At 34.4% G+C, this 17,503-nt stretch carries 10 protein-coding genes; 6 read left to right on the top strand and 4 right to left on the bottom strand.

Going from position 1 to position 17,503, the window contains the following annotated elements:
* Window positions 1-3 precede the first annotated feature (3 nt).
* The 4 genes from ABJM36_RS06255 to ABJM36_RS06240 form a co-directional block, all read right to left on the bottom strand.
* The gene (locus ABJM36_RS06255; RefSeq protein ID WP_348450304.1) at window positions 4-2,757 is read right to left on the bottom strand and encodes a TonB-dependent receptor; all 2,754 of its coding nucleotides are present in this window, start codon (window positions 2,755-2,757) and stop codon (window positions 4-6) included.
* A gap of 213 nt (window positions 2,758-2,970) precedes the next feature.
* Window positions 2,971-4,824: a glutamine--fructose-6-phosphate transaminase (isomerizing) gene (gene glmS / locus ABJM36_RS06250; RefSeq protein WP_348450302.1), complete on the bottom strand. Its 1,854-nt coding sequence runs from the start codon at window positions 4,822-4,824 to the stop codon at window positions 2,971-2,973.
* A 130-nt stretch (window positions 4,825-4,954) separates the two neighbouring features.
* On the bottom strand, window positions 4,955-6,631 hold the full coding sequence (locus ABJM36_RS06245; protein WP_348450300.1) for a DUF4270 domain-containing protein: 1,677 nt from the start codon (window positions 6,629-6,631) through the stop codon (window positions 4,955-4,957).
* Between the two features lie 18 nt (window positions 6,632-6,649).
* Window positions 6,650-7,468: a glycogen/starch synthase gene (locus tag ABJM36_RS06240; protein ID WP_348450298.1), complete on the bottom strand. Its 819-nt coding sequence runs from the start codon at window positions 7,466-7,468 to the stop codon at window positions 6,650-6,652.
* Between the two features lie 198 nt (window positions 7,469-7,666).
* On the opposite strand from ABJM36_RS06240, the gene panC reads away from it, so the two are divergent.
* The 6 genes from panC to ABJM36_RS06210 all read left to right on the top strand — a co-directional run bounded on the left by panC (window position 7,667) and on the right by ABJM36_RS06210 (window position 17,384).
* Window positions 7,667-8,518: a pantoate--beta-alanine ligase gene (panC, locus tag ABJM36_RS06235; RefSeq protein WP_348450296.1), complete on the top strand. Its 852-nt coding sequence runs from the start codon at window positions 7,667-7,669 to the stop codon at window positions 8,516-8,518.
* A 13-nt stretch (window positions 8,519-8,531) separates the two neighbouring features.
* Window positions 8,532-8,882: an aspartate 1-decarboxylase gene (gene panD, locus ABJM36_RS06230; RefSeq protein WP_348450294.1), complete on the top strand. Its 351-nt coding sequence runs from the start codon at window positions 8,532-8,534 to the stop codon at window positions 8,880-8,882.
* Window positions 8,883-8,886: 4 nt separating this feature from the next.
* Window positions 8,887-9,858 carry a lysylphosphatidylglycerol synthase transmembrane domain-containing protein gene (locus ABJM36_RS06225; RefSeq protein ID WP_348450292.1) on the top strand — a complete coding sequence of 324 codons (972 nt, stop codon included), beginning with the start codon at window positions 8,887-8,889 and terminating at the stop codon, window positions 9,856-9,858.
* Between the two features lie 66 nt (window positions 9,859-9,924).
* Window positions 9,925-11,076, top strand: a complete 1,152-nt coding sequence (locus tag ABJM36_RS06220; RefSeq protein WP_348450290.1) for an alpha/beta hydrolase-fold protein — start codon at window positions 9,925-9,927, stop codon at window positions 11,074-11,076.
* A 2-nt stretch (window positions 11,077-11,078) separates the two neighbouring features.
* Complete coding sequence (radA, locus tag ABJM36_RS06215) at window positions 11,079-12,437, top strand: DNA repair protein RadA (RefSeq protein ID WP_348450288.1); 1,359 nt, start codon at window positions 11,079-11,081, stop codon at window positions 12,435-12,437.
* 330 nt (window positions 12,438-12,767) lie between these two features.
* Entirely contained in the window at window positions 12,768-17,384 is a 4,617-nt protein-coding gene (locus tag ABJM36_RS06210; protein WP_348450286.1) for a LamG-like jellyroll fold domain-containing protein, read from the top strand.
* Window positions 17,385-17,503: the final 119 nt, after the last annotated feature.

Genomic DNA, 17,503 nt, shown 5'->3' with positions numbered 1-17,503 from the left:
TTTTTATAGGTTATTAATAGTCCAAGATACATAGTACATTGAGCCTATATGGCCTGTACCAAAGGCGGTAAAGTATTCATCTCCTAAAAGATTAGTAGCACCTACCTTGAAAATAGATTTAAAACTAGGGATTTTTACATTTACTTGAGCATCAACAACATGGTATTCTGGCACTAAACCATTACCAAATGTTGCTTCCCAGAAATAATCATCGCTATATCTGTAGGCAATATTAAACCCAACGTTTTTAATTAGCTCAGTATTTCCAAAGGATGCTTTAAACTTATGTTCTGGGGTATTGAAATTGGTTGTAAAATCTGGATATTTATTTCTATCAAAATCTAATTTAGCATAGGTATAACTTCCGCTTAAATCAAAATCTCCAAAAACCTTAGTGGATAACCCTATGGATGCACCATAAGAGTTAACATCGGCTTTCGAGTTTGTATAGGTGCTGTAAGCTTGATAATCATCATTAGAAATTGCAGCTATAGATAAAGGTGTGCCTACCTCACCATAATACGGAGATACCACCACTTCTTGAGAAATAAAGTCTTTATACTTGTTGTAGTATGCACTAAAATCGACAATTAAATTCTCAAATTTACCGCGATAACCTATTTCAGCAGATGATACTTGCTCTGGCTTAATAATATCTGGGTTTGAAATTTCAAGAACCGCAGGGTTTCCCGTATCGGCTAGTTCTTGTACGGAACTGGCTGAGTAAGAGTTCTCGTAAGCAACGCGTCCTGTTTGTGTTACTGTTTCATCTTGTCCGTAAATTGTTTGGCCTTCTTCACTCACATCAAATGTTCTTACATAACGATCTAAATTGTTTGGAGCGGAACCTACTAAAATAGCTCTACCGGCATCTAAACCAATAAATAAATCTTGTGTTGTTGGATTTCTAAACCCTGTTTGAACAGAGGCACGAATGTTATGGTTTTGATTAACGGTTAAACCAGCTGATATTCTTGGGGAAAGAAAACCATCAAAAAATTCAGATTTATCGTAACGAATAGATCCTGTTAGTTTTAATTCTAAATCATCTTTTAATTCAAGGTTTTTTTGAATTTGGGTATAGATACCAAATTCTGAATAGTCGATAGGGCTATCTAAATCGGTATATATAGTTCCTGAAGAGTTTAAACTATACCGTCTATAAGAACCACCTACTTGTATTTCGGCAAAGTCAATTAAATGACTAAGGTTGTAGTTAGCATCGGAATGGTAATATTTAGAAGCATCTTGAAATTTAGAACCCGTTGATAAGTCGGGATCATTAATACTTTTGTTAAATGCAGCTTGGTACTCTGGTGTTCCTGGTAAATACCTTCCAGATTCTGCTTGTGCTCTTGCAGCAGCATGCGATTCTTCTTCAGTTGCACCACCTAGCGTGGCGGCGGCATAGGTGCCAATATATTCTTCAAACCATTGGGTGTCATCTTTCCAAGCTCTATTAATATTAATACCTGTAAACACCATATCATAAGAATCACCCGCTTTATCGGTAACAATATAACCTCTTAAAAAGAAATTATCATTTTTAAATTCTAATTTATGTTGTTGCTGAAAAAAGTTATTAATATTGTAACGGTTTGTGCCTTGATAAATAGTTGAACCTGTACCTATTTTACCAACATAAGAGACTTCAAAGTCGTTTTCCCATGGGCGATAATATAAACCCCAATCGGATTTTACACTTTCGGCATTATAGTTTGTTAAATCCCTTTCATTATATCCCGTTCTGCTTACTACAACATCTGGAATAATACCTTTTACACTTGCTGGTGCTTCTGACCTAATATTTGCTGATACCTCATCGCCATATACGTTAATACCATCGTAGTCCGTATTGGCTCTTGTGTTGTTTTCATTGAACTTATCAGTTTCACTTGTTGCAGCCCAATCGGTTCCTTTAAGGTATCCGAAGTTAATTTTTGCAGCAAATTTTTCGCTAAACTTATATCCTGCTCTAAAACTAAGATCGGTATAGGGGTTGTCTCCTGCAGCTTCCTGAGAAGTCATTCCTCTTTTAATAGAGGCACTAATACCTTGGTGATCGAAAGGGTTTTTGCTACGCATAAATAATATTCCGTTAAAAGCATTGGCTCCATATAGTGCGGATGACGCTCCAGGAAGTAATTCAACACTTAGAACATCGGTCTCTGTCATACCTACTAAATTCCCTATAGGAAAGTTTAGAGCAGGTGTTGAGTTGTCCATACCATCTACCAACTGCATAAAACGATTGTTTGCAAAAGTGGCAAAGCCCCTTGTGTTTACAGATTTAAATGTTAAACTATTGGTATTTACATCCACGCCTTTAAGGTTTTCTAAACCATCATAAAAATCGGCAGATGCTGTGTTTTTTATTTCTTTAAGACCAAAACGTTCTACGGTAACAGGTGATTCAAAAATGCGTTCTGGCGTTCTTGAAGCGGAAATGACCACTTCATCTAATGCATTACCTTCTTTTAAAATAAAATTTACTTTTTGGTTAGGTGCTGTAATGTCTTCCGTGGCTGTTTCAAAACCAACACTACTAGCTTGTAGTTTAAAAGGTGGGTTTAAATTTGTGGTTATTGTAAAATTACCGTCAAAATCGGTTACATTACCAGTTGATGTGCCAATAATAATAATGTTGGCTCCCGGAATGGGCTGGCTGTTATCATCTACTACTGTACCAGTAATTGTTGTTTGTGAAAATGAAAATCCACAAAAGAATAACATTGAATAGAGGAGAATTGTCTTCATTTAGTATATAAAGTTTTAGTTTAATAACAAGATAATATAAAAATATAATATTATGCAATTGTCTAAAAGTATAAAAAATTATGCACGCATAGTAGTTTTTGATAAAAAAAGTGTCAGTTTATTAGTATATATTTAAAAAAAAGGGGTTAAAATGAGAATTCCCATGCTTTGAGTAAGCATGGGAATTAAAAAAGTGTTTGTAAAAGGCGTTTTTTATTCTACGGTAACCGATTTGGCAAGATTTCTTGGTTGATCTACATTTTTATCTAGCATTACTGCTATGTGGTACGATAAAAGTTGTAAAGGAATTGTAGTTAATAAAGGAGATAGAGACTCTAAAGTTTCAGGAACCTCAATAACGTGGTCTGCTAAATCTCTAACTTGAACATCACCTTCGGTAACTATGCCAATAATTTTTCCTTTTCTGGATTTAATTTCTTGAATATTACTTACTACCTTTTCATAATGTCCTTTTTTGGTGGCAATTACTACTATTGGCATGTTTTCATCTATTAATGCAATTGGGCCATGTTTCATTTCGGCAGCAGGATAACCTTCGGCATGAATGTATGAAATCTCTTTTAATTTAAGAGCGCCCTCAAGTGCTACCGGGAAATTATACCCTCTTCCTAAATAAAGAAAATTGTTTACGTTTTTATAAACATCAGCAATCGTTTTAATATTGGCATCAGACTCTAAGGCCTTTTCAACCTTTTTAGGAATCATTTCCAATTCTAATAAATGTTGACGGAAATCAGAACTCGTAATAGTACCTTTTGCTCTTGCTAATCGTAAAGCTATAAGCGTTAAAACCGTTATTTGAGTAGTAAATGCTTTGGTTGAAGCTACACCAATTTCTGGTCCAGCGTGGGTATATGCTCCAGCATGAGATTCTCTAGCTATAGAAGACCCTACAACATTACATACTCCAAAAACAAAGGCACCTTTAGATTTCGCTAATTTAATGGCTGCTAAAGTATCTGCAGTTTCTCCAGATTGCGAGATGGCTATTACAATATCGTCTTCTCTAATTACAGGGTTACGATATCTAAATTCTGAAGCGTATTCTACTTCCACAGGAATACGTGCTAAATCTTCAAAAATATATTCGGCAACTAGTCCTGCATGCCATGATGTACCGCAAGCCACTATAATAATACGGTTAGCATTAAGAAACTTTTTCATGTTATCTTCAACACCTACCATTTTTATAATAGCTTCGTTTCTTAATAATCTACCTCTATAGGTGTCGGTTATGGCTTTAGGTTGTTCGTGTATTTCTTTAAGCATGAAATGCTCGTAGCCACCTTTTTCAATTTGCTCTAAATTCATTTGAAGCTCTTGAACGTAAGTGTCTACTAACGAATCGTCTTTTATTTTTCTAACTTTAATTCCTTTATGAAATCTAATAACAGCCATTTCTTCATCTTCAAGATATACAGCATTTTTAGTGTATTCTATAAAAGGTGAAGCATCGCTTGCAATAAAGAATTCATCTTGATTTTCACCAACGCCAATGGCTAACGGGCTTCCTAAACGCGCTACTACCACTTCTTCTGGCTTATTTTTATCAAAAACAGCAATAGCATAAGCACCTATAACTTGATTTAAAGCTATTTGTACTGCTTTACCAAGCTTTACACCTTCTTGCTTTTTAACGTCTTCAATTAAATTTATTAATACCTCGGTATCGGTATCCGATTGAAAGGTGTAGCCTCTAGTTATTAATTCTTGTTTAAGTGAATCGTAATTTTCAATAATACCATTATGGATAATTACTAATTCGCCAGAGTTTGATAAGTGAGGGTGTGAATTAACATCGTTAGGAACACCATGGGTTGCCCAACGCGTATGGCCTATACCAACATTTCCTGTTTTAGAAATTTCTTCTGTAGCTTTTTTTTCTAAATCGGCTACTTTTCCTTTAGTTTTCGATACTTTTAAGTCTGTACCATCAAATAATGCAATTCCAGCACTATCATAACCTCTATATTCTAATCGCTTAAGTCCTTCAATTATAATAGGGTAAGCTTCTCTAGGTCCAATATATCCAACAATTCCACACATAGTTTTTAATTTGATTTTGGGGTTACAATTAATTAAAGCAAATATGAAAAATAAATGTTAATGACAGATAATTAATATGTGAACTAGTCAATTTATACGTTTAAAATCACTTTGCTTAGGTTATAACCTGTTAATCCTCTTTAGTTTCGGTGAAAAATATTTTTAATTTTAGTTTTTTATCATCATTAACATTTACATGACTTCCATATAAAATAGTCCCTCGTGGAGATATAATTGAAGCCGAAGGAACAGAAGTTACCTCCCCTGTGCTATTTAAAATTTCAGAATTAGTCGTGTAATTAACATTGTTTGATAGAACCAAACCAATTTTATAGTTGGTTGAATCGCTTTGAATTATACTATTAAGGTGTTCTGTAAGACGGATTTTAAATTTAACCTTTTCATCTGTAATTACTTGCCTTTGACCAAGGTTGATTAATTTAGAGTTAACAGCATCGCTACTCTCGGTTGGGTCAAACAAATAATCAATAGTTGTGGTGTTATTTTTAATATCATACGCATAAATACGATCGTACCTATGGTACTCTTCACCATTATCGTCTAGGGCATTTGTAACCTTGGTGTCTTCTTCAAAGATTTCTAAATGCGCTTCGTTAATTAATCTTTTTAAAACATAATTATCGTCTTCATCTTTAACATATTCACCATCCTCATCCGTTTTTCTATAGTCTTTTAATAAAGTATCTAAATTATCCGGAATTTCATTACCATCAAGGTCTTCTGTTCCAAATAAATCGACAATAGCCATAGAGCCTTCCATACCTTTTAGGTAAAGTGTTTCATCTCCATTGGTGGCGTCGCCATCGACTAAGCTGTTTTCAAAATCGTTTATAAAGGTATTTAGTTTGTTTCCCGTAAAATTTAAAGTGTATGTTCCTTCAACTCTTTCATCGGTTTCACCATAAGTATATGTTATGGTTATGTATGCATTTGTAGATTCTAGATTTACTAAAAACATGCTGCCATTATCATTTACAGCTTCAGCTTTAAAATACAAACCACGAAAGTAGTTTTTAAAGTTATTTTCGTTACTTAATTCAGTTCCGCCACTTTTTGCAACAATGGTGTTTTGCCAAAATGCATTATCTAATACTTCTCTTAAGGCAGGTTCAGATCGTGTTTCAACTTCATCGTCAGTACCTTCGTCCGTTACAATAACTGTTGCATCGCTACTGGGTATTATGTTTTTTGAGTAAATAGTTTCGACAATATGATCGTCAAAATTAATAGTAGAACTTCCGTTAAGTGCAGAGTTAGTAGCGCTAGCAGCGTTAGAGTAATATTTTTGGGTTGTACTAGCATTTCCTAAAGGATCGAAATCTCTTAAAAAATAATTGCTTCTATGAATAGATAATTTAATAGGTGCATTTGCTTGACCATAAATAGAGTCTAATTGATAAAGGGTGTTACCGTCCTCGTCAACATCTATTGCGGTACTAAAATATGGGATATGTAGTATAACTTCTTCTACTGTGGGGTTAACGCCAAAGTCAAAATCAGCAACGGCAGGTGTTAATTGTGTTACAATACTTGCTGTCGTTGTGCCGTATTCTGGATCGTTAAAAACACCCAAAAGATTAGAGGATAGGTTGTTAACCTGTAAGGCGTTTAATTTTTTGTTATAAGCAGTTACAGCAATAGCATCTGTACTGGTTAAAAAATTAGCATTTCCTTCACCTAGAACATCACTTTCAATAACACTAAAGTCTTTGTCGCATGCCACTAAAGAGGTTAGAATAAAGAGTGTGAAAATGGAGAATTTAAGGGCTGTAAATGTGGTTTTCATATAGGAATACTTAATGAATTAAATAGAATTACCTAAAACAGATTCGTTAAAAAATGTTGTATAAGCTTCACCAAATTCATCTTTACTTTTATATTCTAAAATAGGTTTCTCAGCGGCTTTTAAGTAAGAATCTAATTCTTCAGGAATGTTTTCAGACCCAACAATTAAAGCGTCAGAATAATCAATGGCTACCTTCATTAAGCTGTTGTATGATGGATCCACTAATGTTTTAATAGCGTCATCTTCAATATTATCAAACTTAATTTTGTTAACCATATCTTTATTTAACGTACCATCAAAACTTTGATTGTAAATAGATGTAACTATTTTACTTTCGTTAAATAATGGTTCGTCTTTGTAGTATTGTTTTAAGTAAAGCGGTAACAAAGATGCTAACCAACCGTGAACGTGAATAATATCTGGCGCCCAATTTAATTTTTTAACGGTTTCAATTACCCCTTTTGCAAAGAAAATAGCACGTTCATCGTTATCAGAAAACAGTTTGCCATCTTCATCTGTTAATGTTGCTTTTCTTTTAAAGTATTCATCATTGTCAATAAAATAAACCTGAATTCGCTCTTTAGGTATAGAGGCCACTTTAATTATAAGAGGCATATCTAAATCGTTAATAACTAAATTTATACCTGATAATCTAATAACTTCGTGTAATTGGTGCCTTCTTTCGTTAATGTTTCCGTATCTAGGCATGAAAATTCTAATTTGACCGCCTTGTTGATTTACCAATCTTGGTGCATCAAAAGCAGCGGAAGAAATTTCAGTTTCTGGTAAATAAGGTACTACTTCAGATGATACATATAATATCCTCTTATCTTTCATATGTTTGATTTTGTTGACTTAAAATAGCTCTATAAATAGCAATTGTTGTTTTTCTTTTTGAAATTAGAACCTTAAAAAGCCTGCTGTAAAGTGGTTCTTCTTTTGAAATTTCAAAATAAAAAACACGCAAAAGTACAAAATTTTATGCTAATTGGTTGTAAAATCTTAAGTTTGCACCCGTTAATTTTTTATTAAATCGTGGAAATTTACTCAGATAAACAACAAATTACATTGGCTATTGATGGTTTTAAGGCTAAAAAGCTAACCGTTGGTATGGTGCCTACTATGGGCGCCTTGCACGAAGGGCATTTGCAATTAGTTAAAAAAGCTTTAGTTGATAACGATAAGGTTGTGGTAAGCATTTTTGTAAACCCTACACAATTTGATAATACAGACGACTTGCTAAAATACCCTAGAACTTTAGAACAAGATGTAGCTTTGCTTAGCGCTGTTAACTCAGTTAATATCATAGTTTATGCGCCTACGGTAGAGGATATGTACAATGGAAATACGGTGTCTCAAAATTTCGATTTTGATGGATTAGAGTTTGAAATGGAAGGCAAATTTAGGCATGGGCATTTTGATGGTGTGGGAACTATTGTTAAACGTTTTTTCGATATTGTAAAACCGCATAAGGCTTATTTTGGAGAGAAAGATTTTCAGCAACTTGCCATTATTAAAAAGCTAGTTGAAAAGTACGAAATACCTGTGCAAATTGTAGGGTGTGAAATCCATAGAGAAGCCAATGGATTAGCAATGAGTTCTCGAAATACAAGGCTAAAACCAGAATATAAAGAGTCGGCGCCTTTTATTTTTAAAACTTTAAATACTGCCAAAGAAAAATTTGGCACAAAAAGTGCTGCTAAAGTATCGGAATGGGTTAATAATCAGTTTGATAAACATGATAATCTTGAATTAGAATATTTTATAATATCGGACATTGAAACCTTAAAACCAGTAAAACGAAAATCTAAAACAAAAAAATATAGAGCATTTATTGCTGTATATGCAGACGATATTAGACTTATTGATAATATCGCATTAAATTAATTACCTTTGTCACATGCAAATTCAAGTAGTAAAATCTAAGATTCATAGAGTTAAATGCACAGGTGCAGAACTCAACTATATAGGTAGTATAACTATTGATGAAGACTTAATGGATGCTGCCAATATTATTCAAGGCGAAAAAGTTCAAATTGTTAATAATGACAATGGCGAACGTTTAGAAACTTATTGTATACCAGGACCACGAAATAGCGGGGAAATAACACTTAATGGTGCTGCTGCTCGAAAAGTAGCGGTTGGAGATACTTTAATTCTTATCACGTATGCTTTTATGGATATTGAGGAGGCTAAAGTATTTAAACCTTCGTTAGTTTTTCCTGAAGAGGCTACCAATCTTTTAAAATAAACTATTGATTAAAAACATAAAGAACATATTAAAAATTACACTCCCATTATTATTGGGAGTTTTTTTAGTTTGGTACTCTCTATCTCAAATTTCCATAGGTGAACTTATAAAATACTTTAAAAAAGCAGATTATACCTATATTGTATTGGGTATGTTTTTTGGGTTGCTGAGTCATTTGTCTAGGGCTTATCGCTGGCGGTTTCAGCTCGAACCTATGGGTTATAAAATAAAGTTGGGTAACAGTATTATGGCTGTTTTTGCAACGTATTTAATAAACTATACTATTCCAAGAGCAGGAGAAGTGGCAAGAGCCTCTATACTTACAAACTATGAAGGTGTTCCTTTTGAAAAGGGTTTTGGAACTATTGTTGCCGAACGTATTGCCGATTTAATTGTAATGTTTGGAATTATAGCAGTAACCCTTTTTCTTCAATTTGATTTTATTTACGGGTTTTTGGTAGAAAAATTTAACCCATTTAAAATAGCAGTTTCCTTCGCCATACTATTGGGTTTAGGGCTTTTGTTTTTAAGAATTATAAAAAGGAGCAGTTCTAAAATAGCGCTAAAAATAAAAGGTTTTGTAAATGGATTGATAGAAGGGGTTTTAAGCATATTTAAAATGAAAAAAAAATGGGCCTTTATTTTTCATACGCTTTTTATTTGGACTATGTATGTGCTTATGTTTTACGTTACTACCTATTCGTTACAGGAAATGAGTAATATTCCATTTGCTGCAGTCTTAATAGGGTTTATTGCAGCTAGTTTTAGTATTGCTGCCACAAATGGCGGTATAGGGTCTTATCCAGAAGCTATTGTGTTAGTGTTTACGTCTTTGTTTTTTATTCCGGAAGATCCTAGTCGAGCTTTTGGTTGGATAGTGTGGTCGGCTCAAACCGTGTTAATCATTATATTTGGAGGATTATCTCTTGTTTATTTGCCTATTTTTAACCGAAATAAAGCTTCAAAAAGGGCTTAGACTTTGCTTTTATTCTCTCTCTATAATTTCTTACCTTGCCATTATTAAATCTCAAATCTTTTTAAAATGAAAAAGACTACTGTTTTTCTTTTGTTGTTGTTGGTAGCATGTAATCTTATAGATGCACAAGTTAAATACGAAACTATTAACTCTTTAAAGTTAGGAGAAGAGCGCCAAATTAAGGTTCAATTGCCAAGAGGGTATAATTCCGATTCAAAAAAAACGTACCCAGTATTTGTGGTTTTAGATGGTGACTATATGTTTGAAGCCGTAGCAGGAAATGTAGATTATTTTACCTATTGGGAAGATATGCCAGAAGCTATTGTAGTTGGTGTAAACCAAATGAGAAAACGATTTGATGATTGTCTGTATTCGGAACAAAACTCATTGCCTATTGAAACTGGAGCAGCGTTTTTTGAGTTTGTTGGTATGGAGCTAATGTCGCATTTAGAAAAAAAATATAGAGTTGGTAATTTTAGGGTAGCCGTTGGGCATGGAGAAACAGCCAATTTTATTAACTATTTTTTATTAAAACCACAGCCTTTGTTTAAGGCTTATATTTCGATAAGTCCAGATTTAGCCCCACAAATGATTGAATATCTTCCACAAGCCTTAGGTAAAATTCAATCTAAAACGTTTTACTATTTAGCCAATACAAACAACGATGCTAGTTCTGTAAAAAAAATGACTGAGGCCTTAAATTCAGATCTTTCTGCTATTGAAAATGATCATGTAGTTTTTAATTTTGATAGTTTTGAAGGGCCATCTCATTATTCTGTGCCAACTCGTGCCATACCTAACGCAATAGAAGGTATTTTTAAAGTATTTCAGCCTATTTCTAAAAAGGAGTATAAAGATGTAATCTTGGAGTTAGAGATATCACCAGTAGTATATCTTAAAGAAAAATATCAATCTATTTCAGATTTGTTTGGCATAGATAAAAAGATTTTATTAAATGATTTTAAGGCTATTTCTGCTGCTATAGAAAAAAATGAATTATACGAGTATTATGAAGAGCTTGGAAAAATGGCAAGAAAGGCGTATCCAGAAACACTTTTAGGAACTTATTATATTGCGCGTTTTTACGAAGAAACAGGAGAGCCTAAAAAGGCAATGCATACGTATCAATCGGCTTATACATTAGAAGAAGTTGCCGGACTAACAAAAGATTTAATGTTAGAAAAAGCAGAATTAATTAAAGAGGATTTCGGATATTAATAATGGCTAAAGTAAAAACAACTTTTTTTTGTCAAAATTGTGGCACGCAATACGCTAAATGGCAGGGGCAATGTAATGCCTGTAAAGAATGGAATACTATTGTAGAGGAGCTTATTCAAAAACCAGAAAAGAGTGATTGGAAAACTCCAACTTCAACAGTTAAAAAAGCATCAGTTCCTTTACTTATTAATGAAATTGATGCTTCAAAAGAAGCGCGACTTGATACTTTCGACGGCGAATTTAATCGTGTTTTAGGTGGTGGTATTGTGCCTGGGTCTTTAACCTTGTTAGGTGGTGAACCTGGTATTGGTAAAAGTACGCTGTTGCTTCAGGTGTCATTAAAGTTACCGTATAAAACACTCTATGTTTCAGGTGAAGAAAGCCAGAAGCAAATAAAAATGCGTGCAGAACGTATTAATCCAAATAACAGTAACTGCTATATTTTAACAGAAACGAAAACGCAAAACATCTTCAAACAAATTGCAAATTTAGAGCCAGATATTGTCATTATTGATTCTATTCAAACCTTACATAGTGATTATATTGAATCGTCTTCGGGTAGTATTTCTCAAATAAAAGAATGTACCACAGAGCTTATTAAGTTTGCTAAAGAAACAGCAACTCCAGTAGTTTTAATTGGTCATATTACTAAGGATGGAAATATTGCTGGTCCAAAAATATTAGAACATATGGTCGATACTGTTTTGCAGTTTGAAGGCGACAGAAATCATGTGTTTAGAATTTTAAGAGCACATAAAAATCGCTTTGGTTCCACTAATGAATTAGGGATTTATGAAATGCAAGGGTCTGGTTTACGAGAAGTTTCGAACCCATCGGAAATTTTAATTTCTAAAAAGGATGAAGAACTTTCTGGAAATGCGGTTGCCGCAACTTTGGAAGGTATGCGACCCCTGATGATTGAAGTTCAGGCCTTAGTAAGTACCGCCGTTTATGGCACGCCACAGCGTAGTGCCACTGGTTTTAATGCTAAAAGGCTTAATATGTTACTAGCTGTCTTAGAAAAACGAGCTGGTTTTCGTTTAGGGGCCAAAGATGTATTTTTAAATATTACTGGGGGTATTACAGTAGATGATCCTGCCATAGATTTGGCTGTGGTGGCAGCTATCTTGTCATCTAATGAAGATGTAGCACTTCAGAAAGATTTTTGCTTCGCTGCCGAGGTGGGTTTATCTGGCGAAATCAGACCCGTGCAACGTGTAGAGCAACGTATTTTAGAAGCCGAAAAATTAGGGTTTTCAACTATTTTTGTATCCAAATACAATAAAATATCTTTAAAAAATACACAAATTAAAATTCAACTTATTTCCAAAATTGAAGATTTGGAAGGTTTTTTAGTGTAAGGTGTATAGTCTTATTATTACAGGAAAACGCACTTCGTCGATGAAAAACAGCTTGTTAACTGATTTTATAGTGTTTTAAAAGAGGTTTTTTTTGGTGTTACCAATTAATTATCCTAGGTTTGATTGGTATAATGTATTAATTGCAATGTTTTGCGGTTTAATAAGTTGAAATTTTCTTCCCTCAAGAATCAATTTCATTAAATCATTAATGTGTACAATTTAAACAATAAAGAGAGGCCTTAAAACTGTTGCTTTTCAGGAACTTGTTTAACAATATGACACTTAAATATATTATTAAAATATTTATTTAGACAACCCAAATCTAATAAAGTGACAAAAAAACTACTTTTTTTGGTAATAGTTATAGGCCTTATTTTTAATAATGCTAGCTCTCAAACCAATGCACCTAGTATTCAAACAGGTGTAAGTTTTCAATGGAGCGATACTCAAGCGGTTGCAAGTCAGCCAGCAACTATTAAAAGTGTAACGGTTAATGGAATTGTATACGAAAACTATGGCTTGCCAGTAGGTTACGAATTAACCCAATTAGGACCAAATGGGCATAGTGTCAATAAAATTAGAAAGAATGGGGCATATACAGAAACAACAAGTGCTAGTTCTACTTGGAACGCATCGGCATTAGCCTCTTTTCAAGATTTGGACTTAAATCATTATTTTGAAGCCAATGGAAATGGACGAAGTATATGTGATAATTATACTAACGAACAAACAACAGATTCTCAACGTCAAACATTAACCTATGGAACAGGGATTTTCGCTAGTTCTAGTGGTGTAATAGCGGTAACCGAGCGAAACGCAAATAACTGTTATCATTTAGAATTGTTTGGTATCCCTGCAGGTGGAGGGGTTGAACAATCTTTAGGAGAAACTTTTGTAAACGAAACTTCAACAAAATGGGGTTTTGGTGGTACAGGTTCTAGTGGTAATATTGGAACACCTGGAGCGATTAACCCACCTCCTTCAGGTTCCGATTATTGGTTAAGTGATCGTGTTATTGAGAATCGAGGAACAATTGGAATTGCATTATTTTACCTTGATGATATTGCTCCAAACGGTTCGGTTATTACAAAAGCCCAATTAACGGCTTCATCTTCAGATCATGCAGATGGAAAACTTTTTATACTTACTCTACCTGATAATGATAAAGACGGATTTAGTGATATTGACGATTTAGATGATGATAATGATGGTATTTTAGATGTAAACGAATGTTCCGATTTAGGAAAAACACCTTTATTAAATTCTGATTTTGAAGATTTAAAAATTGCTGATGGTTTGGATGGAGGAACAACCGATGTTGTTTCAGTTGGAGGGATTTGGAAAGGCGATGCGAGTAATATTCCTAATTGGGAAAGTTCGGATGCCACAAACAATCATTTGGAGATTTGGGATAATACACAAACAGCAAGTAATGATGTTGGAGGTCAAGCTTTTTCGGGTACCCAATGGGCAGAGGTAAATGCCACTACCAATGATGGCTTATACCAAGATATCGCTACAACACCGGGTGATGTGTTGCAATGGTCTTTTGCACACAGAAAACGAAAAGGCTTTTCAGGAAGCGCACAAGAAGATATTGCTAGGCTTCTAATTGGAGATCCTACCGGAACTTTAACCAGTCAAGGTGATTTTAGTTCGGCCGGAGATTCTTCATGGACAGAGCATTCAGGAACGTATACAGTACCAGCCGGACAAACAGCTACAAGGTTGACCTTTGTTGCTATACAAGTAGCCTCCGGAAGTTCTTCCACATCCTCTGGGAATTTTGTAGATAAAGTGCAATTATACATACTTCCTAATTGTGAAGATACCGATGGAGATGGCGTTGATGATTATTTAGATATAGATAGCGATAACGATGGCATACCAGACAATGTGGAAGCGCAACCTACTATAGGTTACATAGCTCCAAGTGGTTCAAGCTCTGGAATTAGTGATTTAGACCTAAATGGGGTAGATGACAATTACGGTTCAGGGCTAGTGACCCTAGAGGACACCGATGGAGATGGGGTTCCCGATTTTAGAGATTTAGACTCTGATGGTGATGGCCTTTTAGATATTGAAGAGAACGGTATGGCCAATTCAATAATTACATTTACCGACTTTGATAATGATGGATTAGATAATGTCTTTGAAGGCATAAATATTGATGACCCTTTTGATGTTAATGATGAAGTAAATGATTCTACCGATTTGACTGTACTTCCAGATACGGATTTAGACTTATTTACCGGTGGCGATTTAGATTATAGAGATTACTTCGATATAAATCCTCCTGCTTCTGCAACTATAGATTTTGATGGTGTAGATGATTATTTAACCGGAGTATCCATGTTACAAGGTTTATCAGAAGTAACCATAATGGCATGGATAAAAATAAAAGATATAGCTGGTGTTACCGATAGAACTATTGCTGGAGAAGATGTGTCCTGTAGAATTTACAGAAAACATGGTAATATACCTTCTTTTGGAATACGATTATCATCAGGTGTCACTAATATACTAAGTGGCGGCTCTGTAAATGTAGATGAGTGGCACCATGTAGTTGGAAAATTTGACAATACCACCGGAACACAAACCCTTTACGTAGATGGAGAATTAGTCTCCACAGTAACTAATGGTTCTTGGGTTGGAGAAACAATAGAGGCAGACCCTAGTTTATGGAATGGGAATTTTGAAATAGGACGTTTGTCAAGAGCAACTCCTATTCAGTATTTTAGTGGGGACATAGATGAAGTACGCGTTTTTAATACAGCATTAAGCCAAGACCAAATTCAAAAATTGGTCTATCAAGAAATTGAGGATAATTCTGGAAATATTCGAGGTACAATAATTTCAAAAGATATTATAGATTTTACATCAGGCGCTGCGGTTCCATGGAGTAGTTTGTTAGGGTATTACCCAATGACGGATATTAAAACGAGTAGAACATTAGATTATTCAGGTAATAATAAAGCATTAACCTTGAATAATATTACTACTATTCAAGACCAAACAGCTCCAATGCCTTATGTTACATTAAACGATGGTAATTGGACTTCAGAAAGTACCTGGTTACATGGCGATGTTTGGGATATAGAGGATGTATCTTCAAATAAGGATTGGAGTATAGTTCATATAAAAGATGATGTTGAAGCAAGTCATTCGTTAAAAAACATAGGTTTATTTATAGATTCAAATAAAACCTTAACTGTAAATGGCGATAACCAAGTTCAAAACAGCTGGTATTTAGAACTTAACGGCACTTTAGATTTAGAGGGCGATTCGCAGTTAATACAAACCGAAAATAGCGATTTAGTAACCTCTGCCGATGGTCATGTTTTACGACGCCAAGAAGGGACAATCAATCCGTATTGGTATAACTATTGGGGGTCGCCAGTTGGAACAACAGGAGCTACAAGTTTAAGTGATAATAATACGGCAAGTAATAATACGAGCAATACCGGATTTCGTTTAGATATGCTAAAGGATGGAACAGGAGCCAGTATGCCTTTTACATCGGATTATACGGGTAGCGGAAACATCAGTAATTATTGGTTATTCACTTTTAAAAATGGTGTTACGTATTATGATTGGGAACAATTTGGTACTTCTACCCCAATACCATCTGGTGTTGGCTATACACAAAAAGGAACAGGAGCTTCGGGTACAGAACAGCAATATATTTTTGATGGCAAACCAAATAACGGTACCATCCTAGTCAATGTTGCAGATGTAGGTGGAACCGGGTCTGTTCAAAATGTATCAAAAACAGCTTATTTGTTGGCTAACCCATATCCATCGGCGCTAGATATTCATAAGTTTATCGATGATAACGAAGGCGTTATATATGGCTATGTGGAATTATGGCAGCAGTGGAGCGGTTCAACCCATGTACTTAATGATTATAATGGAGGTTATGCTCAAGTAACCAAGCTAGGAAGTATAAGAGCGTCTCAGTTTGTTGGTCTAGAAGGAAATGATACAGGAGGATTAGAAGGTACAAAAATGCCAACAAGATACTTGCCGGTAGGACAAGGTTTTATGGCAGAGATTGAGGATGATGGTGTTTTGCCATTCGATGGAACCGTAGAGTTTAATAATAGCCAGCGCGTATTTGCAAAAGAGGCTGATTATTCAATTTCATTACCTTATGATACAGGTTCGTTATTTTCTAAAACAAATTCTAAAAAGTCGCAAACTAATTCAACATCTTCAGATGAATCTTCAATTGAAGAAGTCACAGAAGAAGATGTCATGCAGAAAATTAGGTTGGAGTTTGAATGCACTAAAGGTCCTTTTGTAAAGCGGGAATTATTGTTAGGTTTTAGCGATTATACCACTGATGCGTATGATTATGGTTATGATGCTAGAAATACTAAGGTAACTAATGATGATTTAAATTTAGAACTCGATGGAGAAAATATGAGTATACAAGCCTATGGGCCACTAACAAAAGACAAGGTTGTAGCTTTAAATTTTAAGTCTTCGGGTGATCATACTTTCGAGATAAAAATTACTGAAACAGAACATATAGATGAAACGGAGTCTATATATATTCGAGATAATTTAACAGGTACATATTTTGATATAAGTACTTTAAATGCTTATTCGTTTTCTTCTGCACAAGGTATATTTAATAAACGTTTTGAGTTAGTTTTCCAAAACGAAGCGGAGGCCTTAAGTATAGAAGATTCAACGATTATTGAAAATCAGGTTTTCTATCAAAATTCAACCAATACCTTGTTTGTTAAAAAGCTAAATAGTGATATAAGTAAGCTATCCTTGGTTAATATGCGTGGTCAAGTAGTCCTAGAAATGGCAGACTTAGCTATGGATACTGTTCAAAGTGGCATTCAATTCAATCGGGTTGCTGCTGGAGCTTATGTGGTGTATATGAGAACAGATTCAAAAGATATATTAATTAAAAAAATAGTTGTGAAATAAACTCTTGTTTTACACTTTATAAAAGGCTGCAATTTGCAGCTTTTTTTATAAAATAAGAATTTAAGAGGCAGTAGGTGTTAGGTCGGACAAAACGTGTTTTTTTTGTCTAGTTTTTGGTG

Source organism: Algibacter sp. (assembly GCF_039977455.1).
GTDB lineage: Bacteria > Bacteroidota > Bacteroidia > Flavobacteriales > Flavobacteriaceae > Algibacter_B.
The sequence above is the reverse complement of the archived record's forward strand: the minus strand, read 5'-3'. Positions and strand labels throughout refer to the sequence as shown.

What these genes read in the sequence shown, in the direction of transcription:
- ABJM36_RS06255 (WP_348450304.1), bottom strand. Translation starts at nt 2,757, where the DNA reads ATGAAGACAATTCTCCTCTATTCAATGTTATTCTTTTGTGGATTTTCA.
- glmS (WP_348450302.1), bottom strand. Translation starts at nt 4,824, where the DNA reads ATGTGTGGAATTGTTGGATATATTGGACCTAGAGAAGCTTACCCTATT.
- ABJM36_RS06245 (WP_348450300.1), bottom strand. Translation starts at nt 6,631, where the DNA reads ATGAAAACCACATTTACAGCCCTTAAATTCTCCATTTTCACACTCTTT.
- ABJM36_RS06240 (WP_348450298.1), bottom strand. Translation starts at nt 7,468, where the DNA reads ATGAAAGATAAGAGGATATTATATGTATCATCTGAAGTAGTACCTTAT.
- panD (WP_348450294.1), top strand. Translation starts at nt 8,532, where the DNA reads ATGCAAATTCAAGTAGTAAAATCTAAGATTCATAGAGTTAAATGCACA.
- ABJM36_RS06220 (WP_348450290.1), top strand. Translation starts at nt 9,925, where the DNA reads ATGAAAAAGACTACTGTTTTTCTTTTGTTGTTGTTGGTAGCATGTAAT.
- radA (WP_348450288.1), top strand. Translation starts at nt 11,079, where the DNA reads ATGGCTAAAGTAAAAACAACTTTTTTTTGTCAAAATTGTGGCACGCAA.